Annotated in this window: 23 protein-coding genes; 19 read left to right on the top strand and 4 right to left on the bottom strand. The window is 66.3% G+C overall.

The annotated features are described in order from the left end of the window. The first annotated feature begins 261 nt into the window (after nt 1-261). From ACNR9W_RS17315 to ACNR9W_RS17265, 11 genes are read left to right on the top strand one after another with little or no spacing between them, the layout of a single operon-like run. Entirely contained in the window at nt 262-2,163 is a 1,902-nt protein-coding gene (locus ACNR9W_RS17315) for a polysaccharide biosynthesis protein (RefSeq protein WP_419269479.1), read from the top strand. Next, nucleotides 2,160-3,368, top strand: a complete 1,209-nt coding sequence (locus ACNR9W_RS17310; RefSeq protein WP_419269480.1) for a glycosyltransferase family 4 protein — start codon at nt 2,160-2,162, stop codon at nt 3,366-3,368. Before ACNR9W_RS17315 ends, ACNR9W_RS17310 begins: the two co-directional genes overlap by 4 nt. Continuing rightward, nucleotides 3,359-3,763 carry a GtrA family protein gene (locus ACNR9W_RS17305; protein ID WP_419269481.1) on the top strand — a complete coding sequence of 135 codons (405 nt, stop codon included), beginning with the start codon at nt 3,359-3,361 and terminating at the stop codon, nt 3,761-3,763. Before ACNR9W_RS17310 ends, ACNR9W_RS17305 begins: the two co-directional genes overlap by 10 nt. Beyond that, nucleotides 3,760-5,361 (top strand): hypothetical protein, encoded by a 1,602-nt coding sequence (locus tag ACNR9W_RS17300; protein ID WP_419269482.1) that lies wholly within the window; start codon nt 3,760-3,762, stop codon nt 5,359-5,361. Before ACNR9W_RS17305 ends, ACNR9W_RS17300 begins: the two co-directional genes overlap by 4 nt. Then, nucleotides 5,358-6,170: a glucose-1-phosphate cytidylyltransferase gene (gene rfbF, locus ACNR9W_RS17295; RefSeq protein WP_419269483.1), complete on the top strand. Its 813-nt coding sequence runs from the start codon at nt 5,358-5,360 to the stop codon at nt 6,168-6,170. The genes ACNR9W_RS17300 and rfbF overlap by 4 nt, the downstream gene beginning before the upstream one ends. Beyond that, nucleotides 6,167-7,318: a CDP-glucose 4,6-dehydratase gene (rfbG, locus tag ACNR9W_RS17290; RefSeq protein ID WP_419269484.1), complete on the top strand. Its 1,152-nt coding sequence runs from the start codon at nt 6,167-6,169 to the stop codon at nt 7,316-7,318. Before rfbF ends, rfbG begins: the two co-directional genes overlap by 4 nt. A 9-nt stretch (nt 7,319-7,327) precedes the next feature. After that, nucleotides 7,328-8,530, top strand: coding sequence for an aminotransferase class I/II-fold pyridoxal phosphate-dependent enzyme (locus ACNR9W_RS17285; RefSeq protein WP_419269485.1), 1,203 nt, complete (start codon nt 7,328-7,330; stop codon nt 8,528-8,530). A gap of 2 nt (nt 8,531-8,532) precedes the next feature. Next, a complete protein-coding gene (locus ACNR9W_RS17280) occupies nt 8,533-9,786 on the top strand; it encodes a methyltransferase domain-containing protein (protein ID WP_419269486.1) in 1,254 nt (417 codons plus the stop codon). A 10-nt stretch (nt 9,787-9,796) separates the two neighbouring features. Next, nucleotides 9,797-10,759 carry an NAD-dependent epimerase/dehydratase family protein gene (locus tag ACNR9W_RS17275; protein WP_419269487.1) on the top strand — a complete coding sequence of 321 codons (963 nt, stop codon included), beginning with the start codon at nt 9,797-9,799 and terminating at the stop codon, nt 10,757-10,759. Then, complete coding sequence (locus ACNR9W_RS17270; RefSeq protein WP_419269488.1) at nt 10,756-11,742, top strand: glycosyltransferase family 2 protein; 987 nt, start codon at nt 10,756-10,758, stop codon at nt 11,740-11,742. Before ACNR9W_RS17275 ends, ACNR9W_RS17270 begins: the two co-directional genes overlap by 4 nt. Continuing rightward, nucleotides 11,739-12,884, top strand: a complete 1,146-nt coding sequence (locus tag ACNR9W_RS17265) for a glycosyltransferase (protein ID WP_419269489.1) — start codon at nt 11,739-11,741, stop codon at nt 12,882-12,884. The genes ACNR9W_RS17270 and ACNR9W_RS17265 overlap by 4 nt, the downstream gene beginning before the upstream one ends. Here the strand turns inward: ACNR9W_RS17265 and ACNR9W_RS17260 are convergent. From ACNR9W_RS17260 to ACNR9W_RS17250, 3 genes are all read right to left on the bottom strand, one after another. Beyond that, nucleotides 12,848-13,510, bottom strand: a complete 663-nt coding sequence (locus ACNR9W_RS17260; protein WP_458478787.1) for an HAD family hydrolase — start codon at nt 13,508-13,510, stop codon at nt 12,848-12,850. The genes ACNR9W_RS17265 and ACNR9W_RS17260 overlap by 37 nt on opposite strands. Further along, nucleotides 13,488-14,462 (bottom strand): ATP-grasp domain-containing protein, encoded by a 975-nt coding sequence (locus tag ACNR9W_RS17255; protein ID WP_419269491.1) that lies wholly within the window; start codon nt 14,460-14,462, stop codon nt 13,488-13,490. The genes ACNR9W_RS17260 and ACNR9W_RS17255 overlap by 23 nt, the downstream gene beginning before the upstream one ends. Nucleotides 14,463-14,608: 146 nt before the next feature. Further along, complete coding sequence (locus tag ACNR9W_RS17250; RefSeq protein ID WP_419269492.1) at nt 14,609-15,496, bottom strand: sulfotransferase domain-containing protein; 888 nt, start codon at nt 15,494-15,496, stop codon at nt 14,609-14,611. 478 nt (nt 15,497-15,974) lie between these two features. On the opposite strand from ACNR9W_RS17250, the gene ACNR9W_RS17245 reads away from it, so the two are divergent. Beyond that, nucleotides 15,975-17,117 carry a DegT/DnrJ/EryC1/StrS family aminotransferase gene (locus ACNR9W_RS17245; protein WP_419269493.1) on the top strand — a complete coding sequence of 381 codons (1,143 nt, stop codon included), beginning with the start codon at nt 15,975-15,977 and terminating at the stop codon, nt 17,115-17,117. On the opposite strand, the gene ACNR9W_RS17240 is transcribed toward ACNR9W_RS17245, so the two are convergent. Continuing rightward, nucleotides 17,063-18,727: a GMC oxidoreductase gene (locus tag ACNR9W_RS17240; protein ID WP_458478785.1), complete on the bottom strand. Its 1,665-nt coding sequence runs from the start codon at nt 18,725-18,727 to the stop codon at nt 17,063-17,065. The two genes, ACNR9W_RS17245 and ACNR9W_RS17240, sit on opposite strands and share 55 nt — an antisense overlap. Before the next feature lie 362 nt (nt 18,728-19,089). Here ACNR9W_RS17240 and ACNR9W_RS17235 point away from each other — a divergent pair, with 362 nt between their 5' ends. The 7 genes from ACNR9W_RS17235 to ACNR9W_RS17205 all read left to right on the top strand — a co-directional run bounded on the left by ACNR9W_RS17235 (nt 19,090) and on the right by ACNR9W_RS17205 (nt 26,012). Continuing rightward, nucleotides 19,090-19,767 carry a gamma-glutamylcyclotransferase gene (locus ACNR9W_RS17235; RefSeq protein WP_419269495.1) on the top strand — a complete coding sequence of 226 codons (678 nt, stop codon included), beginning with the start codon at nt 19,090-19,092 and terminating at the stop codon, nt 19,765-19,767. A gap of 127 nt (nt 19,768-19,894) precedes the next feature. Then, on the top strand, nt 19,895-20,392 hold the full coding sequence (locus ACNR9W_RS17230; protein WP_419269496.1) for an Lrp/AsnC family transcriptional regulator: 498 nt from the start codon (nt 19,895-19,897) through the stop codon (nt 20,390-20,392). A gap of 312 nt (nt 20,393-20,704) precedes the next feature. Beyond that, nucleotides 20,705-21,643, top strand: a complete 939-nt coding sequence (folD, locus tag ACNR9W_RS17225; protein WP_419269497.1) for a bifunctional methylenetetrahydrofolate dehydrogenase/methenyltetrahydrofolate cyclohydrolase FolD — start codon at nt 20,705-20,707, stop codon at nt 21,641-21,643. 266 nt (nt 21,644-21,909) lie between these two features. After that, nucleotides 21,910-23,052, top strand: coding sequence for a glycine cleavage T C-terminal barrel domain-containing protein (locus tag ACNR9W_RS17220; protein ID WP_419269498.1), 1,143 nt, complete (start codon nt 21,910-21,912; stop codon nt 23,050-23,052). A gap of 30 nt (nt 23,053-23,082) precedes the next feature. Next, on the top strand, nt 23,083-23,565 hold the full coding sequence (locus ACNR9W_RS17215) for an OsmC family protein (RefSeq protein WP_419269499.1): 483 nt from the start codon (nt 23,083-23,085) through the stop codon (nt 23,563-23,565). Further along, a complete protein-coding gene (locus ACNR9W_RS17210; RefSeq protein WP_419269500.1) occupies nt 23,555-24,355 on the top strand; it encodes an enoyl-CoA hydratase in 801 nt (266 codons plus the stop codon). The genes ACNR9W_RS17215 and ACNR9W_RS17210 overlap by 11 nt, the downstream gene beginning before the upstream one ends. A 4-nt stretch (nt 24,356-24,359) precedes the next feature. Further along, the gene (locus ACNR9W_RS17205) at nt 24,360-26,012 is read left to right on the top strand and encodes an acyl-CoA synthetase (protein ID WP_419269501.1); all 1,653 of its coding nucleotides are present in this window, start codon (nt 24,360-24,362) and stop codon (nt 26,010-26,012) included. Nucleotides 26,013-26,078: the final 66 nt, after the last annotated feature.

Below are 26,078 nucleotides of genomic sequence, written 5' to 3'. Positions count from 1 at the left end.
AACCAATTGGGCTTGATCTATACATTTGGATAGGGGCTATCCGATCGTACAGGGCCCTGCTCTCGCAGCCGTGATACACTCAAATCACCTGGATATACTCGATCATATTTTCTCCGACGGGCAGTATATGCGTGGATGGTAGGCATGGTTTGGGACTTTGGATTTCCGCATGATGCCGATCGGGACTGGCGGCTTACTCGGAATCCCGTTCGCCATAAATCAGAACTTGTCGCCAACAAACGGCTTGTAGCCGCGGATGCCGTGGCGGTCGCGGTCGCCGCCTGCATTGCCACGGTTCTGTCGGCTGGCGCACATTTCGACTGGACCGAGCTGTCCGCCTTGCCCCTGTTCATCGGCCTTTCCCTGGTGGTGATGTTGCCGCTCATGGTGGTGGCCGGTTTCTATTGCCGGCACAGCCAATCCTCTTCTCTGCCTGACCTGACCATGCTTGTCCCGGGGACGGCGCTGGCGGTGGCAGGTAGCCTGGTAATGGCCCGGGGAACCAACTGGCTGCCCCAGATCCCTTTGACGACCTTCCCGATCATGTTTCTGGCCCTGCTGCCCATGCACGGCGCCGCCCGGCTGTCGGCCCGCGGGCGGGAGCTGATCCGCCGCCGGCAGCGTCTCCGGGACAACGAGGTCCCCGTGCTGATGATCGGTCTGGGCGCGACAGGCGACCTGTTTCTGCGGGCGGTGCATCAAGGCCTGTCGGCTTACCGGGTGATGGGCATCATCGACAGTTCGATGGACAGCAAGGACCTGCTGTTCCACAGTGTTCCCATCCTGGGATCGGTCCACCAGCCCCAACCCGTCATCGACCGACTGATGGCCAGTGGAAAGCTGCCCCGCTGCCTGCTTCTCACCGAGGCGGTCAGCCATTTCGACAGCGACGGCATGGCCGTCCTTCTGACCTGGGCCGAGGCGCATGGCATCAAGGTCAAGTCGCTGCCCAACCTGACCGAGCCCGTCAGCCACGACACCTCCTGTCACGAGATCGACCCCGAGGACGTGCTGATGCGCCCCCAGAAATCGGTGGAGCGCCAGCTGCTGCGTGCCACCTATCGCGGGCAGAAGGTGCTGGTCACCGGCGCCGGCGGATCGATTGGCGGCGAAATGGTGCGCCAGCTGGCGTCGCTGCAGCCCTCCGAACTGGTGCTGATCGAGAACTGCGAGCTGAACGCCTATCAGATCGACCGACTTCTGGCGCGGCATTTCCCGCAGGTGCCCCGGCGGCTGCACATCTGCTGCGTCCGCGACGCGGCGCATGTGAACGCCATCTTCCAGGCACACCGGCCGGACCTGGTGTTCAATGCCGCCGCCCTGAAGCACGTCCCGCTGGTCGAGTTGAACCCCTGCGAAGGAGTGCTGACGAATGTCATCGGCACCCGCAACATCTGCGATGCGGCCCGCGCGGCCGGTGCCCGCGCGGTGGTGCAGGTGTCGACCGACAAGGCCGTCAACACCACCAACGTGATGGGCGCGACCAAGCGCGTCGGGGAATTCTATTGCCAGGCGCAGGACCTGATCACCCGCGAGATCGGCTGCGACACACGGTTCTTCACCGTGCGGTTCGGCAATGTGCTGGGATCATCGGGGTCGCTGATCCCGCTCTTTCAGGAACAGATCGCCCGGGGCGGACCGCTGACCGTCACCGATCCGCAGATGGAACGCTATTTCATGACCATCCGCGAGGCGGTCGAACTGACCCTGCTGGCGGCGGCTCAGGGCCTGAAGGACTGTCACGACACCGGCCGCATCTTCGTGCTGGACATGGGCTCCCCGGTGCGCATCGTCGATCTGGCGGAGCGGATGATCACGATGGCGGGAAAGGTCCCCGGAAAGGACATCAAGATCGAATTCGTCGGGATCCGCCCCGGCGAGAAGCTGTTCGAGGAACTGTTCGACCGCAATGAACGGATCGTGCCGGCCGGATTCGCCGGGGTGACCTGCGCCATTCCCCATCCGGTTCCGATATCGCGGCTTCGTGCGGCCATGCTGCGGCTGGAAAAAGCCGCACGGGCTGGCGATGAGGACCTGGTGCGCGCCGGGCTGTCAGACCTGGTTCCGGGTTATGGCACGCCCTCGACAGCGCCCGAACGGGCGATGTCCAACAACGTCCAGCTGCCCCGAAACAGGCCTGTCGCCGTCGGAGCGGTCGCATGAATACCGTCGCGACCCTGCCACCGCTGGCTCCGCCACGCCCGCAGACCGTGCTGGTGATCGCCAGCCTGGCATGGTCCCTGGTGAACTTCCGGCTGGATCTGATGCGCCGCATGCGGAGGCATGGTCACCGAATATTGGCCGCTGCCCCTGATTTCGACACCTCGACCGAGACCGCCCTCCGCGCCGAAGGGATCGAGCCGCTGAGCCTGCCGATGGATCGCACCGGCCTGAACCCGTGGTCCGATCTTCAGACATTGCGATCGCTGCGGCGCATGCTGCGGGACCGGCGGCCCGACCTGGTCCTGCCTTATACCATGAAGCCCATCATCTATGGCTGCCTGGCCGCGCGGCTTGAGGGGGATCTGCGCTGCTGTCCCCTGTTCACCGGGCTGGGCTATGCCTTCTGCGATCCGTCACCGTCCGGCAAGCGGCGCATGGTGCGTGGCGTGTCCATCGCGCTGCACCGCATCGCCACCCGCAACACGCGGCTGGCCTTCTATTACAACCCCGCCGAGGCGCGCGACCTGCGCAGGTTTCGCCTGGTTCCCGCCCATGCGCGGCTGGTCGCCATTCCGGGGTCCGGGGTCGACACCGACCGGTTCCATCCGACGCCGCTGCCCAAGGGCCTGCCGGCGTTTTTGTTCGTGGGACGGATGCTGCACAGCAAGGGCGTAGACGATCTGGTTGCCGCCGCGCGGCAGCTGCTGGCCGAAGGACACCGGTTTCGCCTGGATCTGGTGGGGCCGCGCGACAGCAACCCCGATGCGGTCAGCGATGCAACACTGCGGGCCTGGCAGAGCGCGGGGATCACCTATCACGGCGCCACGCGGGACGTGCGCCCCCACCTGCAGGCTTGCCATGTCTTCGTTCTGCCCACCCGACTGCGCGAGGGTGTGCCACGGACCATTCTGGAGGCGATGGCCTGTGGGCGCCCTGTCATCACCAGCGATGCCCCAGGCTGCGGCGAAACGGTCGTGGACGGTGAAGCCGGCCTGGTCGTGCCGATGGGCGATGTCGCGGCTCTGGCCGCCGCCATGCGCCGTTTCCTTCAGAACCCCGCGCTGGTGGAGCGGATGGGCGCGCAGGCCCGTGCCCGGGTGTTGGCCCACCACGATGTGCATCACGTCAACCGCCTGCTGCTGACCCAACTGGGGCTGGAGCCCGAGGCTGCGCCGCAACCCGTGGAGGTGCCGTCATGGGCCTGATCGCCAAAACGCGGCAGCCGCAACGTGCAGTCCTGATGCGGTTTCTGGGCGTTGGACTGGCGAACACCGCCTTTGGCTATGGCGTCTATGCGCTGTTGGTGCTGGCCGGGCTGCCGGCCCAAGGAGCGCTGGTCGTGCAGTTCGTCCTGGGTGCCCTGTGGAATTACCACCTGCATGCGCGGCTGGTCTTTGCCGTGGAGGGCTGGGGGCGCCTGCCAGCCTATGTCGCGGCCTATGTGCTGATCTATGCGCTGAACGCGGCCGGATTGGCCATGGTCATGGACTTGGGCGTCGGGCCGCTGCTGGCCCAGCTGATGATCCTGCCCTTTGCCGTCATGCTGTCATGGCGACTGGTCGGTCGGGTGATGGGCCATCGTGGCGGAGTGTCCGCATGAGCCTGGTCGAACGCCCTGCGGTCATCGGGACCCACCCTTGGAAAAAGGTGCTGCCCGCGGCGGGGGTGGTCGCGACAGTCATCATCCTGGGTGCGCTTTTCGGACGGATCATGGGCTATGACCTGCGCCGCGACGAGTTCATGTTCCTGCCGCCCGCCGCGCTGCTGGACGACTACCGGCTGTACGACCAGCTGTTCTACAACCACGTGCCCTATTCGGCCTGGCTGTTCCGGGGCGTCCACATGCTGTTGCCGGATCTGGGGCTGCTGGCGGCAGGGCGCTTGACGGTCTTTGCGGCCTGGCTGCTGCTGCTCGGCGGGGCCGGGTGGCTGGGCTGGCGACTGACGCGGTCGGCGGTCGTGGCCGCGTTTTGCGTGGCGAGCCTTCTGACGGCCGATGTGCTGCTGGGCCAGACCGGAATGGCGGCCACAAACAACCTGCTGCCGCTGCCCTTCGCAATGTTGGGCCTTGGCCTGATCGCAGTGTCGCTGAGCGAAGGCGCGCTGCCTTTTGGCCGCCTTTTTATCGCCGGGGTCATGCTTTCGATTGCTGCGGGCCTCAAGGTCAGCGCGGCTGCCATCATTCCTGCCGTGGCCGTGGCCTGCTTCCTGCTCCCGCAGGATCTTTCCCTCGCGCAGCGCGCCAGGCGACTGGCCTTGCCCGTGGCGCTTGGGGGGGCGGTGGGTGCGCTGCCACTGTTCTGGCTGCTGGTCACCATGCCCGACCGGTTCATGGCCCATGTCCTGGGCTATCATCTGGGACCGCAGGTCGCCTATTGGCAGGCCAACATGTCGAGCGAGCCGGGTCTGGCCCTGACTTTGGAGGCCAAGTTGCGGCTGGCCCAAACGATGTGGCTGTCGGGCACCTCCCTGCTGGCGCTGTTCGTGATGCTGCTGGCGCTGGTCCTGGCGTGGCACCGGCTGACGGGTGCGGTGGCCATGGTGGCGGCAGCGACGATCAGCGCTGCTGCCGTGGGGTTCCTGCCCAGCCCTGGCTTTCCGCAGTATTTTGCCCCACCGCTGATCGGGGTGCCGCTGCTGACCGCGCTGCTGGTCGGGCGCCTTGATCCGGCGGAGCGGGCACGGTTGGTGCCCGGGCTGCTTGTTGCCTGCGCCCTGATGCTGACGCTGGCGGCGCCGCGCCTGGCGCCGGGACTGCGGGCGCTGCACGATCCCGATCGGCTGACCCCGGCCCGCCTGGCCGCCGGCGCGCAGGCCCTGAACGATGCGACGTTGACCCCCGGTCCGGTCGCCACCCTGTCGCCGCTCTACCCGTTGCAGGCCGGCCTGCCCATCTATCCAGAATTCGCAGCCGGCCCCTTTGCCTACCGGGTCGCCGATGTGACGCCAACTGGCCTGCGCGCCCTCTATGTCATGGCCGGCCCCCGCGACCTTGAGGCCCTGTTCGCCGCCACCCCGCCCGCCGCCATCCTGACGGGCTTCGACCCGGGGCTGGAACGCGCCTTGGTAGCTTATGCCCGCCGCCACGGGTTCCAGGCCACCGTCCTGCCCGCCCTGAGCGACCGTTATGGCCAAGGCACGCTGTGGCAGCGCCCCCTTCCCGACCCGTTGTCCACGTTGCCCGGAGAAAGCTCATGAAGACGATCCTGCTTGCCGGCGGCCTTGGTTCGCGCCTTGCCGAGGAAACCACCACGATCCCGAAACCCATGGTCGAGATCGGCGGCCGCCCCATCATCGCCCATGTGATGGACATCTACAGCCAGTTCGGCCAGACCGAATTTGTCGTGGCAGCTGGCTACAAGTGCCTGATGCTGAAGCAATTCTTTGCCAATTACCACCTGATCGCCAATGACATCAGCGTGTCGGTGGACACGGGCACGATCTCTCTCCGGCCGATCAGCGCGGGGGGCTGGAACGTCAGCGTGGTCGATACCGGCGCCCATACGATGACCAGCGGCCGCATCCGCCGCCTGCGGGACTGGGTCGGCGACGAGACGTTCATGGTCACCTATTCCGACGGGCTGGGCAATGTCGACATCGACGGTCTGCTGGCCTTTCACCGCAGCCACGGCAAGCTGGCCACCGTCACCGCCGTGCAGCCCCCCGCCCGGTTCGGCAACATGGAGCTGTCTGGAAACCGCGTCAGCGCCTTTACCGAAAAGGTCCGTCGCTACGAAACCTGGATCAACGGCGGCTATTTCGTCTTTGAACCGGGCGTCTTCGACTACCTGGTGGACGACATGGAGCCCTTGGAACAGTCGCCTCTGATGCAGCTGACCCAGGACGGCGAGCTGATGGCCTACAAGCATTACGGCTTCTGGCACCCGATGGACACGGTCCGCGACCGCAATTCCCTGAACGCCCTCTGCTGCGAAGGGACGCCCCCATGGCTGCAGTTCGACGCCGAGGGGGACCGGCACGAAGCGCGCGTGGTCGTGGCGATATGACGCCGGTTCCGCCCTCCGACCCTGCCGGGCCGCGCCCCTTTGGCGGCGCCCTTGCCGGCGCGCGCATATTGCTGACCGGACATACCGGCTTCAAGGGCAGCTGGCTGACGCTGTGGCTTGACCATCTGGGGGCGGAGGTCCGGGGCATCGCCCTGGCCCCTGACAGCCGTGACGCTCTCTATACCGTTGCGGGGGTGGAGGCCCATTGCGACAGCCGCATGGCCGACATCAACGATCCGCAGGCTCTGGACGCTGCCGCACAGGGGTTCCGCCCGGATATCGTGATTCACATGGCCGCCCAAGCGATCGTTCGCGACGGCTATTCCGACCCTGCGGGAACCTTTGCCACGAATGTGGTCGGCACCGCCAATGTGCTGGATCTGGCGCGGCGGCAGCCCTCTGTGACGGGCGTGGTGGTGGTCAGCAGCGACAAGTGCTACGAAAACAATGAATGGGACTGGGGCTACCGCGAGACCGACCCCTTGGGCGGATCTGACCCCTACAGCGCATCCAAGGCCTGTACCGAGCTTGTCGCGCAGGCCTATCGCCGTTCGTTCTTCCATGATCCCACAGGACCTCAGCTGGCCTCAGCGCGGGCAGGCAACGTGATCGGCGGCGGCGACCAGGCCCCCCATCGCCTGATCCCGGACATCGTGCGCGCCACGCGGTCGGGCCAGCGGACGGTGATCCGCAACCCCGGCAGCGTCCGTCCCTGGCAGCATGTGCTGGAGCCCCTGGCCGGGTATCTGACGCTGAGCGCGCGGCTGCTGGACGGCTGCAGGCCATCAGCTGCAGGGCCGTGGAATTTCGGCCCCGATACCGATGCCACGGTATCCGTAGGCGATTTGTGCCGCCGCCTAGCCCGCCACTGGGGCGAGGACGCGCCCCGTTTCGAGTTCGGCCAGGAGGGTCCGGCGCCGCACGAGGCAGGCCTGCTGCGGCTGGACAGCACCAAGGCGCGGCTGCGGCTCGGATGGCATCCCCGACTTGCCCTGGATGAGGCATTGGCCCTGACGGCGGACTGGCATCGCGCACATGCCGACGGTCGCGACATGCACGCGGTGACGCTGGCCCAGATCGCCGCCTATCAGGCGCGGCTGACCTCTCTCTCCCTCGATACGATCCCTCATGGCCTGGCCGCAGAATAGGAGCCGCCAATGCGTGTAAACTACGGACAGACCGTTCATGGCGAAGAAGAGATCAAGGCCGTGGTCCAGGTTCTGCGCAGTTCGACCCAGATGGGCCGGCACGTGCGCGAGATGCAGGACAAGGTCGCGGCCCTGTTCGCCAAGCGTCACGGGATCATGGTCAATTCCGGATCATCGGCAAATTTCATCGCCGTCGCGCTGCTGGATCTGCCCAAGGGGTCGGAGATCATCACTCCGGCGCTGACATTCGCCACGACCGTCGCGCCGATCGTGCAGCACGGGCTGGTTCCTGCCTTCGTGGACGCGGCAGAGGCCACCTACAACATCGACGCCGCGCAGATCGAGGAGATGATCGGACCCGACACGCGCGCGATCATGGTGCCCTCGCTGATCGGCAACCTGCCCGACTGGCCGCAGATCCGCCGGATCGCCGAGCGCCACGGCCTGATGGTGATCGAGGACAGCGCCGATACGCTTGGCGCCACCATCGACGGGACCAGCACCGGAACGCTGTCGGACATCTCGACCACCAGCTTCTACGGCAGCCATGTCATCAACGGGGCGGGCAATGGCGGAATGCTGTGCGTCAACGACGATGCCCTGGCGCGGCGGGCGCTGCTGCTGCGGTCCTGGGGGCGCACGTCATCGCTGTTCACCGACAGCGAAACCATCCAGAACCGCTTCAACGTCGAACTGGACGGGATCGACTACGACGCCAAGTTCCTGTTCGAGGAACTGGGCTACAACATGGAACCCTCCGAGATCAGCGCCGCCTTCGGCTTGGTCCAGCTGGGCCGCCTGGACGGCAACATCCGCGCGCGCGAGGCCCATTTCGCCCAGCACCTGGATTTCTTCGCCCGCTACGAGGACTGGTTCATCCTGCCCCGGCAACTGGCCGCCTCGCGCACCGGCTGGCTGGCCTTTCCGCTGACCGTGCGCGACAGCGCGCCCTTCACCCGCCGCGATCTGCAGATCTGGATGGAACAGCGCGACATCCAGACCCGGCCGGTCTTTACCGGCAACATCCTGCGCCAGCCTGCCATGCGCAATGTCACGATGCGCCGAAATGGCAACGGCTACCCGGTCGCCGACGCCGTGATGCGCGGCGGTATCCTGCTGGCGCTGCATCATGGGCTGGAACAGGCGCAGATCGACTTCATGCATGCCAGCTTCGCCGAGTTCGCAAACATCGTCACCAGAAAGGCAGTCTGACCATGAACGACATGTCGCTGAAGGCGCGCGCCAGCACGCTCGACTGCTGCAGGGCCTGCGGATCAGGCCGGATGATGCTGTTCCTGCCGATGGGCGATCATCCGCCCGCCAATATGTTCGTCCGCCCGGAGGACCGTCAGAGGCCGCAGCCGACCTTTCCGCTGAACGCCCTGGCCTGCCTGGATTGCGGCATGATCCAGGTGGCCGACCAGATTCCTGATGGCTTCTTCACGCATTATCTCTACGTGCCCTCGGCTGCGCGCACCATGCACGGGCACTTCGAGGGCTTGGCCCGGGTGCTGGTCGATCTGGCCCGGCCGGATGGGCTGATCGTGGATATCGGCTGCAATGACGGGCTGATGCTGGGCTTTGCCAACCGCATGAGCGGCCGGACCTTGGGCATCGACCCCGCCGAAAACCTCAGCCGGACCGCGGCGGAAAACGGGGTCCAGGTGCATGTGGCCTATTTCAGCCCTGACACGGCCCGCGAGGTACGCGAAGCGCACGGAGCCGCCAAAGTCATCTCGACCACCAACACGCTGAACCATATCGGCGACCTGGTGGCGTTCCTGCAGGGGGTGGACATCCTGCTGGCCGATGACGGCTGGTTCGTCGTCGAGGTGCCGTGGTGTCTGGACATCCTGCGCACCAATGAGTTCGACAACGTCTACCACGAACACATGTCGGAGATGAGCCTGCTTTCGGTCGTGCGGCTGGCGGAACGGTGCGGCATGGCGGTGGTGGACGTGACGCATCTGCCGGTCCATGGCGGTTCGATGCGGGTCTTCATCCGAAAGGCCGCTGCCGCAGGCGCGCCAAGCACCCAAGTCGAACGGATGCTGACCGCCGAGGCCGACGCAGGCCTTTGCGACGCAGCCAGCTTTGCGGCCTTCGCCGACCGCATCCACGACATCGGCGCAGAACTGCGCCAGCTGCTGGCCCGGCTGAAATCCGAAGGCGCCAGCATCGCGGGATATGGCGCGCCGGCCAAGGGCAATACGCTGCTGAACTTTTTCGGCATCGGGCCCGAGACGTTGGATTTCCTGGTCGACCGCAACCCGCTGAAACAGGGGATGCTGTCGCCCGGCATGCTGATCCCGATCCATGATCCTTCGGTATTGGCCGAACGGCGGCCGGATTATCTGCTGGTGCTGGCCTGGAACTTCTTTGACGAGATCCGCGCCCAGCTGGCCGATTTCGAGGCGCAGGGAGGCCGCTTCATCCTGCCGCTGCCCCGTCCCCGGATCGTCGACTGAAGGGCGCGACATGGCAGAGGTGATGATCACGGGCGGAACGGGCTTCATCGGATCGCATCTGGTGCGCGACTGCCTGGCCCGACGTGATCGTGTCACCGTGATTTCGCGTCCCGGTTCGGACCCGTGGCGGCTGGCAGGAGTGGCCGAGGACATCGACCTGGTGCGGTTGCACCCCCTCGATACCGCGGGTCTGGCCCGGCTGGTCCGGCAGGTGCGGCCCCGCCATGTCTTTCACCTGGCAGCGGCGACGCGCCTGGCTGGGGGCGACGCCTCGGACCTGACCCACGCGATGGCCGCCAACCTCGCTCCGCTTCAGGCCTTGCTGGAGGTTCTGGATGCCGCCGACCCTCCGCCCGACAGCCTGGTCCGCACCGGCACGCTGGCCGAACTGGGGGAGGCCCCTGTCATCCTGACCGAAGATGCGCGTGAACGCCCCACGACGGCCTATGGCCTGTCGGCGCTGATGGGCACCCACCTGTTGCGCATGACAAGCCCGGGTCGGCGCTATGCTGCCGCGACGGCGCGGCTTTCGCTGACCTATGGGGGCGATCAGGACCGTTCCTTTCTGGTCGCCGATTGCATCGCCAAGGCTCTGGACGGGGTGCCGCTGACGGTCAGGCGCCCCGGATCCGAACGCGACCTGTTGCATGTCGACGATGTCGTGGCCGCCCTGCAGCTGATCGCGCGCCATGCAGGCCGGCTGCCGGACCAGGTGAGCGTCTCCACCGGAAGGCCCGTGCGGATGGCGAACCTGTGCCGGATCATACGATTGGTTGTGACGGGATCGCCCGGTCCCGACCGTTTCCTTTCCGACGCTCCGCACCCCCTCGCGGGGCGGCTGTCCTGCCATCCATCACCGGCTTTGCGGGCCTTGGGCTGGCGTCCCGCCATGCCCTTGGACAGGGGGGTGGCGCAGGTCGTGGCCTGGGAACGCGCCGCCCGACATCATCAGGACAAGGAACGACTGGCATGACCCTGATTTCAATCCTGGTGCCCGCCTATAACGAAGAGGCGACGGTGCGCGACTGCCACCGCCGCATCAGCGCGGTCCTGGCTACCCTGCCCGACCTCGAGGCCGAGATCATCTTTACCGACAATCACTCCACCGACTGCACCTTCGCGCTGCTGACCCGGATCGCGGCCGAGGATCCACGGGTTCGCGTATACCGCTTCTCGCGCAACGTCGGGTACCAGAATTCAGTCATGTACGCCTACAAGGTGGCGCGGGGAGAGTGCGCGATCCAGCTGGATTGCGACCTGCAGGACCCACCCGAGCTGATACCCCGCATGCTGGAACTGTGGCAGCAGGACCACCAGGTCGTCTATGGCGTCCGCCGCCGCCTGCCGGATGGGCCCGTCGTCGCGGCGTTGCGTCGCGGCTTTTATGCCATCATAGACCGGATCAGCCCCGACGACCTGCCCCGCAACGCCGGGGAGTTCCGCCTGACCGATCGGCGCCTGCTGGAGCAGATACGCCTGCGCGAGGATCGGTCGCCCTACATGCGGGGCATGATCAGCGCGATGGGCTTCTCTCAGGTCGGGCTCGAATATGATCGGGCCCCCCGCATGGCCGGGACGTCGAAGTTTCCGCTTCGAGCGATGATGTCACTGGCGGTGGACGGGATGGTGAACCATTCGCTGGTCCCCCTGCGGCTGGCCTCGACGACCTCGATCCTGGTGGGGCTGCTGACCTTCCTCGTCCTGCTGGGCTACCTGATCGGCAAGCTGATCCTTGGGCAGGAATGGCCCCCGGGCTTTGCCACGCTGGTCATCCTGCTGCTGATGTCGATCACGCTGAACGCCATGTTCCTGGGCATCGTCGGCGAATATGTCGGCCGCATCTTCCTGCAGACCAAGAACATCAACGCCCCGATCGTGCAGGCGACGCTGAACGTGCCCGCTCCGGCGAACCAGGCCGTCATCCCCGACCAGACCGTCATGCAGGCCGCAGAATGAAGCTGATGATGATCCAGGGGGGTTTCGGTGCCGGCGGTGCGGAAAAGATCATGGCCCAGGTTGCGACCCACCGTCATGGCAAGGGCGACCAGGTGAACGTGGTTGGGATGCACATGCCGGACGGGGGGTCCTTCTTTCCCTATCCCGACGGCATCCCGCTGACCGTGCTGGCCGGCCATGTCCCTCGCAACAGGCTGCTGCACGCGCGCAGGCTCTACGCCATCCGGCGGCATATCCGCCACACGCGGCCCGACATGATCCTGTCGTTCCTGACCAAGATCAACTGCCTGACCTTGATGGCCGTGCGCGGCACCGGGATCCCGGTGGCCATATCGGAACGCAACAATGCGCGGGTGCAGTCACGGTTCTGGGCTAACCTGCAGAACAGCCTGGCCCGCCGTGCCGCGGCGGTCGTGATGCAGACACAGGGCGGCCGCGACATGCTGCCGCCGGATCTGCGCGACCGTGCTCTGATCGTGCCCAATGTCTGCTCGGCGGTGCAGTTCCGGCGGCTTCCGCCCGTGCCGGGCCTGTGCCGGTTCATCGCCGTGGGGCGGCTGGACGCGCAGAAGGGGTTCGACATTCTGATCCGCGCATTCGCCGCCCTTCCGGCGTTTCCGGCCACGCGCCTGACCATCTATGGGGAGGGACCCGAACGCGCGGCCCTGGAACGTCAGGTACGCGAGGCGGGCCTGACCGATCGGATCCGGTTGCCCGGGCTGGTCACCACGCCCAGGGGCTGGCTGGAGGCTGGCGACGTGCTGGTGGTCAGTTCCCGCTTTGAAGGGTTTTCGAATGTGGTGGCCGAGGCGGCCTCGTCGGGCCTGCCAATCGTCTCGTTCGACTGTCCCTTCGGCCCCCGGGAGATGATCCGCGAAGGGTTGAACGGCCTGCTGGTCCCCCCTGCCGACGAGGCAGCCCTGACGCGGGCAATGGCGCGGCTGGCCCTGAACCCCGACCTGCGCGACCGCCTCTCCCGGCATCCTCACCTCATTGCGCAGCATCTGCATCCCGACCGTGTCATGCGGCTGTGGGACGCGGTGATTGAGGAAGCGATGGCCACCGCCGCCCAACGCGCCGGAGACCACCGCCCGCGCGCCGCCGTTCAGTCGCGGCCGGCCGCCAGCAGGCCGTCCAAGTGATCCAGGCTGTCGATGCGATGCCGCGCGGCATGGGCGGCGTCCGGTGGCTCCCCCCGATGCACCCGCAGCGGCCGCAGGATCTGTACGGTGACCCAGCCCATCCGGTTGGGCGTGATAAAATCCTTGGCGGGATTGTCCGCGACATAGACGCAGCGGCGTCCGGCTGCCTGCTTGGCGATCATTTCAAACGCGCGTGGATGAGGCTTTCCGAAATTCCCCTGCCATTGGCCCGTCGGGATGATGGCGTCGCAATAGGCCTCCAGCCCCAGGACGGCGATCTTGGTCCGCTGCATGCGTTCGGGCCCGTCGGTGATCAGTCCGACCCGCGCCCCATGGGCGCGCAGATAGCGTGAGGCATCCGGGCACAACGCGATCTGCGGGACATGGTCGCGATAGACCCGCACCAGCGCCTCCACCGGCGCCGACAGCCCCGAGCCCTGCAGCGCCCGGTCGAAGATGTCGCCCCGGCAGCCGCCGTCGAACAGTTCCTGGCAGCGCGCGGCAAAATCGTCCCGGTTCAGCCAGAGCCCCACCGCGCGGAACCCGCTGATCGCGAAGTCCCGCTCCAGATACAGCGTGTCGTCCAGGTCAAAGACGATCCGGTCAGCCCTGGAAGACGGCATCATCGAAACGCAACATGGTGACGCCGTCGCGCCAGTTGTCATGGGCCCGGCAGGGGCGGCCCGTCACCTCGTCCACCAGCCAGTCCGCAAACCGCGCGCCGGCGTGATGGGCCAACGGATATCCCCCCCCGAAACGGGCATTGATCTCGATGACCCGGGGACCGGTTTCCCTGTCATCGATCACCTGAAAGCACAGCACGCCCCGCGCCCCCGGCAGCGCCGCATGGATCTGGCTGGCGATGCGGGCCAGATCGGCGCGACGCTCGGTTTTCCCCTTCTCCACCTCACCGGCGCGCGTCTGCAGGCGCCGATGCGGGATCGTGCAGCGCAGAGCACCGCCCTGGTCGATGAACATGTTGACGGTGTATTCCGGACCGATGAGGCAAGGCTGGAACAGCATCGGCTCGGGAAAGGCGGGCGGCAGGTCGTCCGGATCGGCAAGCACCGCCAGCCCCCTGCTGGCGCTGCCCGCCACGGGCTTCGCAAACAGCGGCCATCGCAGGTCGGAAGAGGATGCGCGAACCGCCCGCTCGTCCCAGGTGGGCGGGACGGGTACACCCGCGCGCTGCAGGACCTGCATCGTTCGCAGCTTGTCGCGGACGGTGTGGATCACGCCAGGCGCGCTGACATGCACCCTTGCGCCCGCATCCGCGAAACGATCGGCCGAGGCGGCATATGCCGGCAGTTCGGGATCAATTGTCGGGACGATCAGGTCGATGCCATGGTCGCGCACGATGCGGTCGATCGCGGGGATGAAGGTCGGATCGGTGCAGCGCGGCACCCGATGGGCAACGTCGGCAAGTGCGCAGGCGGCTGACAGGCCCGGGTCAAGGTCGCAGGCATGCAGCTCGACCCGGCTGCTGTCCCCCCCTGCCCCACGGAATGCCTGCAACAGCGCAGCCCGACGCCCCGCCGAAGAGATCAGCACCCGCACGATCTGCTGCGTGCCAATCATGTCCCGCAGTTCCAGGCGGGATACATCCGGACAGATCGTGGTCCAAGGGTCTGTTCGATGACCATGAAAACGCTCCTCATGACACGCCGTTGGGCAGAAACCCGGTCGGCGCCGGCGGTCCATCGTCCGCTGGACCGGTACATTCGTCAGCCTGCACGCCAGCCGGTGCGGGACAGCAGTTCCTGGGCCGCAGGGGAAAGCTCGCGGGCACAGGTGGTCTGGATCAGCTCGACCTCTGCGGGACGCAGATAATCCGCAAAGCCCCTGACCTTACCCTGGCGCATGCGCAGGCTTTCACGGTCGCTCCGGTCGTACTCATGCCCCGGCAGGCCGTCGGCCTGTTCCAGGATCTGCATGTTGCGGAACTGCCCTGCGGCGACCGCGCGTTCCAGTTCACCCGCCACGACCTCGACGTTCAGGAAACCCAGCACCCGCGCCGTTTCGGCCTGCGGGTCGCGTGTCAGGCCCTCATAGGTGACGACCAGGTGGCGACGGTGCTGCAGACCGGACGCCCACCCGTTCAGATAGTGGACCATCGCGGCGATGCCCTGATCAGGATCGCGCAGGAACGGCTCCATCCCTCCGCGAAAGCGGTGCTTTTGACGCGTTGCGTGGAAATAGGCCGACACCATCACGTCGCGCGGATCGCGCAGCATGAAGATGACCGGAGGGTTGCGGAACTGCAGCCGGGAACAGGGAAGGTGGCTGACCGCCACCAGGGGCGGGCGGGGCCGATGCGCGCCAAAGACAAAGGCCGGGATGCCGCGCGTCTGATCCATGTCGAAATTCGGCATGACCCTGAACATCATGTGCAGGTCCACCGCCGGCATCAGGCCGAACCGCTCTGCCAGATACGACGACAGGATGAAGCGGAACCAGGTTCGTCCCGATTTCGGATAGGAGGCAAGTACGGCGTCGACCTGGCCCGTATGTCGAAGCAGCGCCAGCGAATTGACAGCGCGACGCCAAGCAAGACCTGGCAGCCTGAGCACTTCGTTCATGAACACGCACTCCAGACCGATGATGTCCGACAACAGGGAGATATCGGCAAGGCCCCGTCATCCCGTCTCGGCTGCCCCAAAATACCTCGGCCCGCGCATTGCGGCAATCGGGATTTTCCATAGATCGCAAAGCGATGCTGGACGCGGCCGTGGATATTGTCAGGACCTCAATGCACATCTTCGTCGCTCTCCGGCTTGAGAGGACAGATGATCAGGCAGCCGGGACCATCGGCAGCATCGAGACAGGGAACTCATCACGGACCAGGTTGAAACCTTCTAGCCTATGCCGGAGGGCACGCCAGAGGGCGGCCGGTTAGGGCCGGGGCAGAAGTCGCCGACACTCTTCCCGAGCTAGACGAACGTTGTCCCCGAGAGCAGGGGTGACCGCAGACGCCGTGTCCCGAGGTGCTGTCCGACGACCGGTGAAGAACTCTTGTTCATATCCCTGTAGGGACGTTGAACAACCGCCCGAAGCGTGCGTTCCTGTGCAGGTGAGAAAAAGGAGTGACCAGTGCCAGATGTCGGCCTGAGAGAGTGGTTTGCAGCCGGACGCGCCATCGCGAAAGGTCATCTGTTGCGCTATGAGCCGGGAGCGGGCCTGACCTCCCGCTTTGAGCGGGAGCTGGGCGAGGCCGTCGGAGCCCAGCATGTGCTGGCCGTCAACTCCGGGACCAGCGCGCTTGTCGCGGCACTGGCGGCGGCGGGGATCGGGCCGGGTGACGAGGTGCTGGTGCCGGCCTATACTTGGATGGCCACCGCGGCGGCGCCGGTGCAGGTCGGCGCGGTCCCGGTCCTGGTGGACATCGACGAGACCCTCACCATGGATCCCGAGGACATCCGCGCCAAGATCACGCCCTATACCCGGGCCATCATCCCGGTGCACATGGTCAACGCGCCCTGCGACATGGATGCGATCATGTCGATCGCCCGCGAGCATGGGCTGATCGTCATCGAGGATGCCTGCCAGAGCGTCGGGGTCCCCTACAAGGACCGGTACTGCGGGGCGATCGGGGACCTGGGCGCCTATAGCTTCAACAAGATGAAGAACATGAACATCGGCGAGGGCGGGGCCGTCCTGACCAATGACGAGCGCTATTTCATCCGTGCCCGAAGCTATCATGACCTGGGCTCCCTGGTCCGCCAGCACGGGGACCGGTTGAACGAGCCGGAATTCGTGGGCATGAACATGAAGGTCACCGAGATCGACGGTGCCATGCTGAGCGTCCAGCTGAAGAAGGTCATCCCGATGCTGCGCCGGATGCAGAAGCGCCGCGCCGTTCTGGCCGAGATCTTGTCCGGAAGCCAGGAGTTCAGGGTCACGCCGCACAATGATCCGGGGTCGGCCGTCAGCCTGTCGATCCTAGCGCCCACGCGGGAGAAGGCGATCGAACTGACCGGCCGGCGCGGCGTCCACAACCGTCTGCGCGACAGCTCAAAGCATCTCTACACGAACTGGGAGCCGATCCTGCAGAAGCGAACCTTCCACCCCAAGATGAACCCCTGGGCCTGGGCCAAGCGCGACATCACCTACACGCCGGACATGTGTGCCCGGACGCTCGATATCCTTGACAGGACCTGCATCGTGACGCTTGGGCTGCGTTATCCCACCCCCCTGATGGCGTTGATCGCCCGCAAGCTATCCGGCGCGAACTGATCGTCCTGCATCGCCGAAGATTGGCGCGCCGCTGCATGCGCTGCGGCGCGCGCCGTCAGCGCCATGATGGTCAGGGTCGGGTTGTGGACATGCTGCCTGGGGAAGCAGGCGCCATCGGTCACGTAAAGGCCCGGTACATCCCAGCATTCGTTGTGGGGATCCACAACGGAGGTGGCAGGGTCCGTGCCCATTCTGGCGGTTCCGCATTCATGCACGCTTGTTCCACCGGGCGACAGGCGGCTGTTGACGGTCACATCCGTCAGCCCCAGATCCGCGGCCAGCTGCCGGATGATCTCGGCTTGGCGGCGGGCGATGGCATGCTGTTCCTCGGAGTGGCGGAAGCGGATGACCGGGACCGGCATGCCGTAACGGTCGCGGCGCGATGGGGAAAGCGTCACCCGGTTCATGGGGTCCGGCAGCATCTCGGCAAAGCAGACGATGTCGACTCGCGCCCCCCCGCCCGGTCTGGAATGGACGTGGATCTGCAGGCTGAAGAACCCGTCCATCGAGGGGTGCGGCGGGATATGGATGCACCGGCCGGGTTCTGACTGCGCGGGAAGGACATCGTCCAGCCGGGACCGGAAGCCCGTCCCGCTCATCACCGCATGATCCATGAGATAGGCGCCGAGCGCGGGCGAGCTTGTCCCCGTACCAGAAGCCGCGCCGTCCCCTCGCGACGACAGGAGCAGGCGGGTGCTTTCAATCGTCGATGCGCAGAGGAAGACGATCGGCGCGTGGACGGTCCGGATGTCGCCGGTGCGGCTGTTGATCCATTCCACACCTGCAGCCGATCCCTGCTCATCCTTCAGGACACGCCGCACCACCGCGCCCGCTTGGCACGTCAGGCGGCCGGTCTCGGCGGCCAGATCCAGCCAGGCGAGGGGCGGGGCCGAGCTTCCCAGGACCGGTTGCGCTTGCGGCCAACGCGACCGGATCACCTCCATGATCACTTGCTCGGACTTCGTCGGCTCCAGGATATGGGCCAGCCGGCTGCTCAGCGGGCCGGGCGTGGGGCGGGCGCTGCCGCTCAGGCGCAGCCTGTCCTCGACCCAAGCATAGGAGGCATCCAGTTCTTCAACTTCAAAGGGCCAACCCGGGTTGCTGTCGTCGGCAGCCCGCGCCATCCCGGCCAGCCGATAATACTGGCGGCCATGCCCCGGGACCAGCATGCGCCCCCCCGGCTGCCGGGACCGGAACCACAGAAAGCGGCTGCCTTCTTCGGTCTCGTACGGCACAGCACGGTCATCGACCAGAATATCGGGCGCCATGGCCCAAGCGAAACAGCGCGACTGGACGGGCTGGCGGACGCGCCCCAGCAGGCGGAATGCGCGTTCGCCAAAACGCGTGACGCGCGGGGGAAGCCTGCTCTCGGCATCCGTTCGTTCAAGAAACCGCGCCACCGCCGTCAGGGATCTGGTGAAAGGATCCACGGGACGCGGCCGGGGCAGCCCCGCTTCCAGAACCACCACGCTCAGCCCTGCCTCGCACAGCCGCGCCGCCGCGACCCCACCGGCGGCCCCGGCACCGACAACGATCGCATCAAATCTGCTGCCGTCCGAAACCGGCAGGCCCGCCCACATATCCACCGCCATACTCTGAAACTCTCGCACCAAAAGATTTCATCTGGCACGGGCTTACCGCAAATGTCCAAACAAACTGTGTTGATGATTGACTATCGGAACCGGGCATCGAGGGTCAAACGACCTGCCCCCGACGGCCCAGTGGTCCATGACAGAAACCGCCAGTCCGCCCCGGCAGGCTCAATCCTCATCGCCGCCCTCTACGACGTCTTCCGTCACGACCAGTGACAGAACCCGGATGCGCAGTCCTGTTCAGACTGATCGGGCGTTGTGTTCTGGTCTTCGGATCGCGGCTGGCGGTTTCGTTCGCCCTGCGATAGATCATGCCGACGCGGCGGGGCGCTGAGGCGGCATCCCGGGCCGCGATGGCCAACCAGGCAGGCGGAACCGCGATGCAAAGAACTTGCCCACTCGTGCTGTCGGACGATCACGTGATGCGCGTCGCCCCGGCCGAGGGCGAGCTTTACAAGGCCGGCTGGCGCATGCTGGAGGAGGCGGACCTGGACAGCCTGGCCGAGCGGCTGACCGCCGGCAGGTCCCGTCCCATCCCCGTTTTCGCCTATGGATCGCTGATCTGGAACCCCGGCTTCGAGGTCCAGGCCCGGCGGCGGGGGCAGGCCATCGGCTGGCACCGCGACTTTTCCCTCAGCCTCGACCATTTCCGGGGCACGCCCGAGCGGCCCGGCCTGATGCTGGCCCTCGCCTCGGGCGGCAGTTGCGAGGGGCTGGTTCTGGAGATCGCCGAGGGGACCGAGACACAGTCCCTGCGAAGCATTCTCAGGCGCGAGTTGGTCGCCCATGAACTGGCCGCAAATGCCTGCTGGATCGAGGTCGAAACCGAACGCGGGCGCGAAACTGCCCTGACCTTCTATGCCGACCCTGTGGATGCGCCTGTCGCCCGGCTGACGGTGGCCGAACAGGCGCGCAGGCTGGCCCATGCGGCCGGGGCTGCGGGTTCAGGGGCGGAATACCTGCTGCGCACTGCCCGCGGGCTGGCCGAATGGGGCATCCACGACGAATATATCTGGACGCTGCAGCGCCTGGTCGCCGAAGAGATCGACGCCTGGTAACCGCAGCCTCCGAACCGGCTTGTGAAATGGCGGCGCTGCGTGTTGAGAATGTGCGGGGCAGGCTTGCGGTTGCCGTGGGCGGCAGCCCCCGGGCCGCGGCGGGACAGAAGAGCGCGGGTACAGACAGATGAGCAGGATTGGTCTTGATGCGACCGACATTCGCATCCTTGCGGCCGTTCAGAAATGCGGCCAGCTGAGCAAGGCCAAGCTGGCCGAGATGGTCAACCTGTCGCCGACGCCCTGCTGGGCGCGCCTGAGCCGGTTGAAGGCCGCGGGGCTGATCCGGGGATATCATGCGGATGTCGCGCTGGAACGGCTTGGAAATTTTTCCCAGGTTGTCGTGACCGTGTCGCTGTCCCAACATCGAAAGTCGGACTTTCAACGCTTCGAGGCCCATATCGCCGCTATGACGGAGGTGACCGAATGCGTCGCAACGGGCGGAGGGATGGACTATGTGCTCAAGATATTCACCCCCAGCCTGCCGGCCTTTCAGGAGCTGATGGAGAAGATGCTGGAGGCCGAGCTGGGGATACAGAGATACATGACCTATATCGTCACGCGCGAGGTGAAATCAGCCCGGCCCGATCTGGCCGCGCTGATGCGCCGGGAGCCCGGTCCCGCCTGAGCGGTCGCGCGGATGCGCCATGACGGGGCGATCGGACCGTTCCGGTCCTGAATTTGGCCCGCCGCGTCCTTTGAATTCGGAAACACTGCAGCTGCGCATGAAACCGACGTGTCCGGATGACCCTATCCGCCAAGGCATGCGCGCGCCGGTTCGGCGCACCATAACCACGCTGCCGGGACCAGTGGGCCGCCCAAGCCTGACCCCGGACCACAATTGACAGGAGATGTCCACCTTGCCGCTTTCGATCCATTGCAGGCCCCTGCTCACCCTCATCCTCTGCCCTGCCCGGGCAGCCCACGACGGAGGCATGGCATGACCGAGATCCAGTGCCAGACGGAAGCCGAGCTGATCGACGGCCGCGTCCATGCCGAAGCCGTGCGCCGGAAGGTCCGCGAGGCGGTGTCCCGGATCAAGGACAGCCACGGCCTGACCCCCGGCCTTGCGGTCGTGCTGGTCGGCAGCGATCCCGCCTCCGAGATCTATGTCCGCTCCAAGGCCAAGCAGGCGGTCGAGGCGGGAATGGCCTCGTTCGAGTTCCGCCTGCCGGCCACCACCGGAGCCGAGGAGCTGCTGGAGGTCATCGCGCGGCTAAACGACGATCCGCTGGTCCACGGCATCCTGGTCCAGCTGCCGCTGCCCGCGCATCTGGATTCGTCGCTGGTCATCAACGCCATCAACCCCCTGAAGGACGTGGACGGGTTCCACGTCTCGAATGTCGGCATGGTCGGCACCGGGCAAAACGCCATCGCGCCCTGCACGCCGCTTGGCTGCATGCTGATGCTGCAGCGTCTTCACCCCGACCTGAAGGGCAAGACCGCGCTGGTCATCGGGCATTCCAACATCGTGGGCAAGCCGATGGCGCGCCTGCTGCTGAACGCGGACTGCACGGTGATCGTGGCGCATAAATCCTCGACCAACATTCCCCAGCTGGCGCGGATGGCCGACATCGTCATCGCCGCCGCAGGCGTGCCGGGCCTGGTCAAGGCGGACTGGATCAAGCCGGGCGCCACGGTGATCGATGTCGGGATCAACCGGATCCCGGCGCCGGAACTGGGGCTGCAGGAGGACGGCAGCGCCCGAACCAGGATCGTGGGCGATGTGGATTTCGCCACTGTGCGCCATGTCGCGGGGGCCATCACCCCGGTGCCGGGGGGCGTCGGCCCCATGACCATCGCCTGCCTTCTGGTCAACACGCTGCTGGCCTTCTGCCACCTGCACAACATCCCGGCGCCCGGCCTGCAACCCGACTGAGACCGAAGGAAAGGGTGCGACCGGGCCCTGCCCAAACGGCCGTGGGCCCGGTCCTCGCCGTCCGTTCCAGATACGGGCGGCGGTCCATCTGCAAGGGCGCGCGATCGACAGGGCCGAACGGTCTGCGCGGTGACGCAAGAACAGTCCGGATGGACGCTTGGGCGCCGCATTTCAGCCCGCGACGCAGGGTAAACCGCGCTTAGATTTACGTGCTGTTCACGACACCCCCGGCTGGTTCAGGCCTTTCTTTCGAAAGAACACGTCAGATGACCCAAACAAAAGATTTCGGTTTCGGCACGCAGATCCGCAAGTCCCCCTATTTCGACGCCACCGTCCGGTGGGGCGCCACGGGGTTTTCGGTCTACAACCACATGTACATCCCGCGCGACTTTGGCGATCCGGTCCAGAACTTCTGGAACCTGATCAACGACGCGATCCTCTGCGACGTCGCGGTCGAGCGGCAGGTCGAGATCACCGGCCCGGACGCCGCGAAGTTCGTCCAGATGCTGACCCCCCGCGATCTGTCCAAGATGGCCGTGGGACAGTGCAAGTACATCCTGATCACCAATGCCGAGGGCGGGATCCTGAACGACCCGATCCTGCTGCGCCTGGCCGAGAACCATTACTGGATCTCGCTGGCCGATAGCGACATCCTGCTCTGGGCGCAGGGTGTGGCCGTGCATTCCGGGATGGATGTCCAGATCAGGGAGCCTGACGTCTCGCCCCTGCAGCTGCAGGGTCCGAAATCGGGCGAGGTGATGCGCGCGATGTTCGGCGACAGCATCATGGACCTGCGCTATTACTGGCTGCGCGAGGTCGAACTGGACGGCATCCCGCTGATCGTGTCGCGCACCGGCTGGTCCAGCGAACTGGGATACGAGCTGTTCCTGCAGGACGGGTCGCGCGGTGACGAATTGTGGGAAAAAATCATGGCTGCGGGCAAGCCCTTTGGCCTGAAGCCGGGCCATACCTCCTCGATCCGCCGCATCGAGGGCGGCATGCTCTCCTATCACGCCGATGCCGATATCAACACCAACCCCTATGAGCTGGGGCTGGGCCGCCTGGTGAACCTGGACATCGAGGCCGACTTCATCGGCAAGGAGGCGCTGCGCCGGATCAAGGCCGAGGGGCCGTCCCGCCGTCAGATCGGCCTGGTGATCGAGGGCGCGCCGCTGACCGGCCCGAACACGACCTTCTGGCCCGTCACCCAGGGCGGGAACGTCGTCGGCAAGGTCACCTCGGCGATCCATTCGCCGCGGCTTGAACAGAACATCGCGCTGGCGATGCTGTCGGCGGATGCGGCCCAGATCGGCGCAAAGGTCGAGGTGACGACCCCGGCCGGATCGATGCAGGCCACGATCGTCGAACAGCCCTTCTACGATCCCAAGAAGACCCTTGCCGCCGCCTGAACCGCAACCCTCATACCCGGACGACTGGACATGACCGATCTGTCGATTGAAACGCACTGGCAGCGTGAGGCGCCCGCGCTTCGACCTGGCGCCTATTCGAATGCGCACAAGGTGCGGTTCAATGACCGCATCGAACTTCCCGTCGACGCCGCCCCTGACTGGGGCGGCGATCCGGCCCTGACCAATCCGGAACAGGCCCTGGCAGCGTCGCTGTCCAGCTGTCACATGATGACCTTCCTGGCACTGGCCGCCAAGGCGGGCTGGCCCGTGGCCAGCTATGACGATCACGCGGTGGCCCATCTGGGCAAGAACGCCAAAGGGCAGATGTGCGTGACGCGCATCGACCTGCACCCCCGGGTCCGGTTCGATGCGGGGTTCGCTGTGGAGCCGCGGGCGATGGACCAGATGCAGGATCGCGCGCATCGCTACTGCTTTGTTGCCAACAGCCTGGCGGAGAGCGTCGAGGTCAATATCGTCGCACAGACGGATGCAGGGGCCGCCCATGCCGGATAACCCGATCCTGCTGCGCGATCTGGACGGCGCCGGCATCCTCCGGCTGACCCTGAACGACCCCTCGCGGCGCAACGCCCTGTCCGAGGCGATGCTGGAAGGCCTGGCCGCGGCCTTTGCCGATGCCGCCACGGACCCGGCGGTGCGCGTCGTGATCCTGGCCGCGGAAGGTCCCGCCTTCTGCGCGGGGCATGACCTGAAGGAGCTGACCGCCGGGCGCTGTGGCCCGGACGGGGGCAAGGCCTATTTCGCCCGTATCATGTCGATGTGCTCGGGTGTGATGCAGGCCATCGTCGGCTGCCCCAAGCCTGTCATCGCCGAGGTCGCGGGGGTCGCCACCGCCGCCGGCTGCCAGTTGGTCGCCAGCTGCGACCTTGCCGTCGCCGCGGATACGGCGCGGTTCAGCACGCCCGGCGTCCATATCGGGCTGTTCTGTTCAACACCCATGGTCGCGCTGTCACGCAATGTCGCCAACAAGCATGCGATGGAGATGCTGCTGACCGGCGACATGACCTCGGCCGCGCGCGCGGAGGAGATCGGACTGGTCAACCGGGCGGTCCCCGCCCAGGACCTGCAATCCGAGACGCAGGCCATGGCCACCAAGATCGCCTCCAAGTCCGGCATGACCCTGGCCACCGGCAAGCGCGCCTTCTATGCCCAGCAGGAGATGCCGCTGGCCGAGGCCTATGCCTATGCCTCGGCGGTGATGGTCGAGAACATGCTGGCGCGGGATGCCGCCGAAGGCATCAACGCCTTCATCGGCAAGCGCAGCCCCCAGTGGGAGGATCGGTGAGGCCATGGTCGACAACCCCTACAACATCGGCCTGGACCGCAATCCGGCCAATCACCAGCCCCTGACGCCGCTGACCTTTCTGGAACGCGCGGCGACGGTGTTCCCGGACCACACGGCGATCGTCCACGGCGCCCTGCAGCGCAACTACAGGAACTTCTACGCCCGGTCGCGGCGGCTGGCCTCGGCCCTGGCCCAGAGGGGAATGGGGCGTAGCGACACGGTGTCGGTCCTGCTGCCCAACGTGCCGGCGATGCTGGAATGCCATTACGGCGTCCCGATGAGCGGCGCGGTCCTGCATTCGATCAACATCCGGCTGGATGCCGCCACCATCGCCTTTCAGCTGGACCATGCCATGTCGCGGGTCGTGATCGTGGACACGGAGTTCCTGCCCCTGCTGCGGCAGGCCCTGGACCTGGCGACGGTCTCGCCCCTGATCGTGACGAGCGACGATCCGGAATTTGCGGGCGGCCCGGTGCCGGCGGACGGGCTGGACTATGAGGCGTTCCTGGCGGGGGGCGATCCCGAGTTCGACTGGCTGATGCCGCAGGACGAATGGGACGCGATCTCGATCAACTACACCTCGGGGACGACGGGCGATCCCAAGGGGGTCGTGTCGCATCACCGCGGCGCTTATCTGCTGGCGCAGGGGAACGCGCTGACCACGGCGATGGCCAAGCACGCGGTCTATCTGTGGACCCTGCCGATGTTCCATTGCAACGGCTGGTGCTTTCCCTGGACTATGTCGGCGGTGATCGGCACGCATGTCTGCCTGCGGCAGGTCCGGGCCGAGCCGATCTGGAGCGCGCTGGCCGAACGCGGCGTCACCCATCTGTGCGGGGCGCCCATCGTCATGTCGCTGCTGATCGGGGCCGAGGCCGGGGTCCGGCGCGATCTGGGCCGCAGCGTGCAGTTCATGACCGCCGCCGCCCCGCCCCCCGAAAAGGTCCTGTCCGACATGAAGGAGGCCGGGTTCGAGGTCACGCATCTTTATGGGCTGACCGAGACCTATGGCCCGGCGGTGGTCAACGACTGGCATTCCGACTGGTCGGACCTGCCCCCCGCCCGGCAGGCGGCACTGAAGGCGCGGCAGGGTGTCCGCTATCTGCCGCTGGAGGGGCTGGACGTCCTGGACCCCGAGACGATGCAGCCGGTGCCGCGGGACGGGCAGACCATCGGCGAGGTCATGTTCCGCGGAAATGTCGTGATGAAGGGCTATTTCCGCAATGCAAAGGCCACCGAGGAGGCGTTCCGGGGCGGCTGGTTCCATTCCGGCGACCTGGGGGTCATCCATCCCGACGGCTATATCCAGCTCAAGGACCGGTCCAAGGACATCATCATCTCGGGAGGCGAGAACATCTCGTCCATCGAGGTCGAGGAGGCGCTCTATCGTCACCCGGCAGTCGCCGTCTGCGCGGTCGTGGCGATGCCGGACGAAAAATGGGGCGAGCGTCCCTGCGCCTTTGTCGAGTTGACGCCCGAGGGCCAGGCAGACGGCGCCGCCCTGTTGGCCTGGTGCCGCGCGCATCTGGCCCCCTACAAGACCCCCGCCCGGATCGTCTTCATGCCGATCCCGCGCACCTCCACCGGCAAGATCCAGAAATTCGCCCTCCGTGACCAGGCACGGCAGATGGCCTCCGACACAGCGGTGCCGTCATGACGCATGGACCATGTCCCCACTGGGACGGCAGGATCGGGCGGCCCTGCCCGCCCCTGGACAGGCACA

The organism is Paracoccus sp. T5 (assembly GCF_048538155.2).
GTDB lineage: Bacteria > Pseudomonadota > Alphaproteobacteria > Rhodobacterales > Rhodobacteraceae > Paracoccus.
Note: the sequence above shows the minus strand (reverse complement) of the source record. Positions and strands in the feature narration are given on the sequence as shown.

Bases quoted from the DNA above. Each gene is read 5' to 3' on its own strand.
- ACNR9W_RS17310 (WP_419269480.1), top strand. From the start codon at position 2,160: ATGAATACCGTCGCGACCCTGCCACCGCTGGCTCCGCCACGCCCGCAG.
- ACNR9W_RS17305 (WP_419269481.1), top strand. From the start codon at position 3,359: ATGGGCCTGATCGCCAAAACGCGGCAGCCGCAACGTGCAGTCCTGATG.
- ACNR9W_RS17300 (WP_419269482.1), top strand. From the start codon at position 3,760: ATGAGCCTGGTCGAACGCCCTGCGGTCATCGGGACCCACCCTTGGAAA.
- rfbF (WP_419269483.1), top strand. From the start codon at position 5,358: ATGAAGACGATCCTGCTTGCCGGCGGCCTTGGTTCGCGCCTTGCCGAG.
- rfbG (WP_419269484.1), top strand. From the start codon at position 6,167: ATGACGCCGGTTCCGCCCTCCGACCCTGCCGGGCCGCGCCCCTTTGGC.
- ACNR9W_RS17285 (WP_419269485.1), top strand. From the start codon at position 7,328: ATGCGTGTAAACTACGGACAGACCGTTCATGGCGAAGAAGAGATCAAG.
- ACNR9W_RS17280 (WP_419269486.1), top strand. From the start codon at position 8,533: ATGAACGACATGTCGCTGAAGGCGCGCGCCAGCACGCTCGACTGCTGC.
- ACNR9W_RS17275 (WP_419269487.1), top strand. From the start codon at position 9,797: ATGGCAGAGGTGATGATCACGGGCGGAACGGGCTTCATCGGATCGCAT.
- ACNR9W_RS17270 (WP_419269488.1), top strand. From the start codon at position 10,756: ATGACCCTGATTTCAATCCTGGTGCCCGCCTATAACGAAGAGGCGACG.
- ACNR9W_RS17265 (WP_419269489.1), top strand. From the start codon at position 11,739: ATGAAGCTGATGATGATCCAGGGGGGTTTCGGTGCCGGCGGTGCGGAA.
- ACNR9W_RS17260 (WP_458478787.1), bottom strand. From the start codon at position 13,510: ATGATGCCGTCTTCCAGGGCTGACCGGATCGTCTTTGACCTGGACGAC.
- ACNR9W_RS17255 (WP_419269491.1), bottom strand. From the start codon at position 14,462: ATGATTGGCACGCAGCAGATCGTGCGGGTGCTGATCTCTTCGGCGGGG.
- ACNR9W_RS17235 (WP_419269495.1), top strand. From the start codon at position 19,090: ATGCAAAGAACTTGCCCACTCGTGCTGTCGGACGATCACGTGATGCGC.
- ACNR9W_RS17230 (WP_419269496.1), top strand. From the start codon at position 19,895: ATGAGCAGGATTGGTCTTGATGCGACCGACATTCGCATCCTTGCGGCC.
- folD (WP_419269497.1), top strand. From the start codon at position 20,705: ATGACCGAGATCCAGTGCCAGACGGAAGCCGAGCTGATCGACGGCCGC.
- ACNR9W_RS17220 (WP_419269498.1), top strand. From the start codon at position 21,910: ATGACCCAAACAAAAGATTTCGGTTTCGGCACGCAGATCCGCAAGTCC.
- ACNR9W_RS17215 (WP_419269499.1), top strand. From the start codon at position 23,083: ATGACCGATCTGTCGATTGAAACGCACTGGCAGCGTGAGGCGCCCGCG.
- ACNR9W_RS17210 (WP_419269500.1), top strand. From the start codon at position 23,555: ATGCCGGATAACCCGATCCTGCTGCGCGATCTGGACGGCGCCGGCATC.
- ACNR9W_RS17205 (WP_419269501.1), top strand. From the start codon at position 24,360: ATGGTCGACAACCCCTACAACATCGGCCTGGACCGCAATCCGGCCAAT.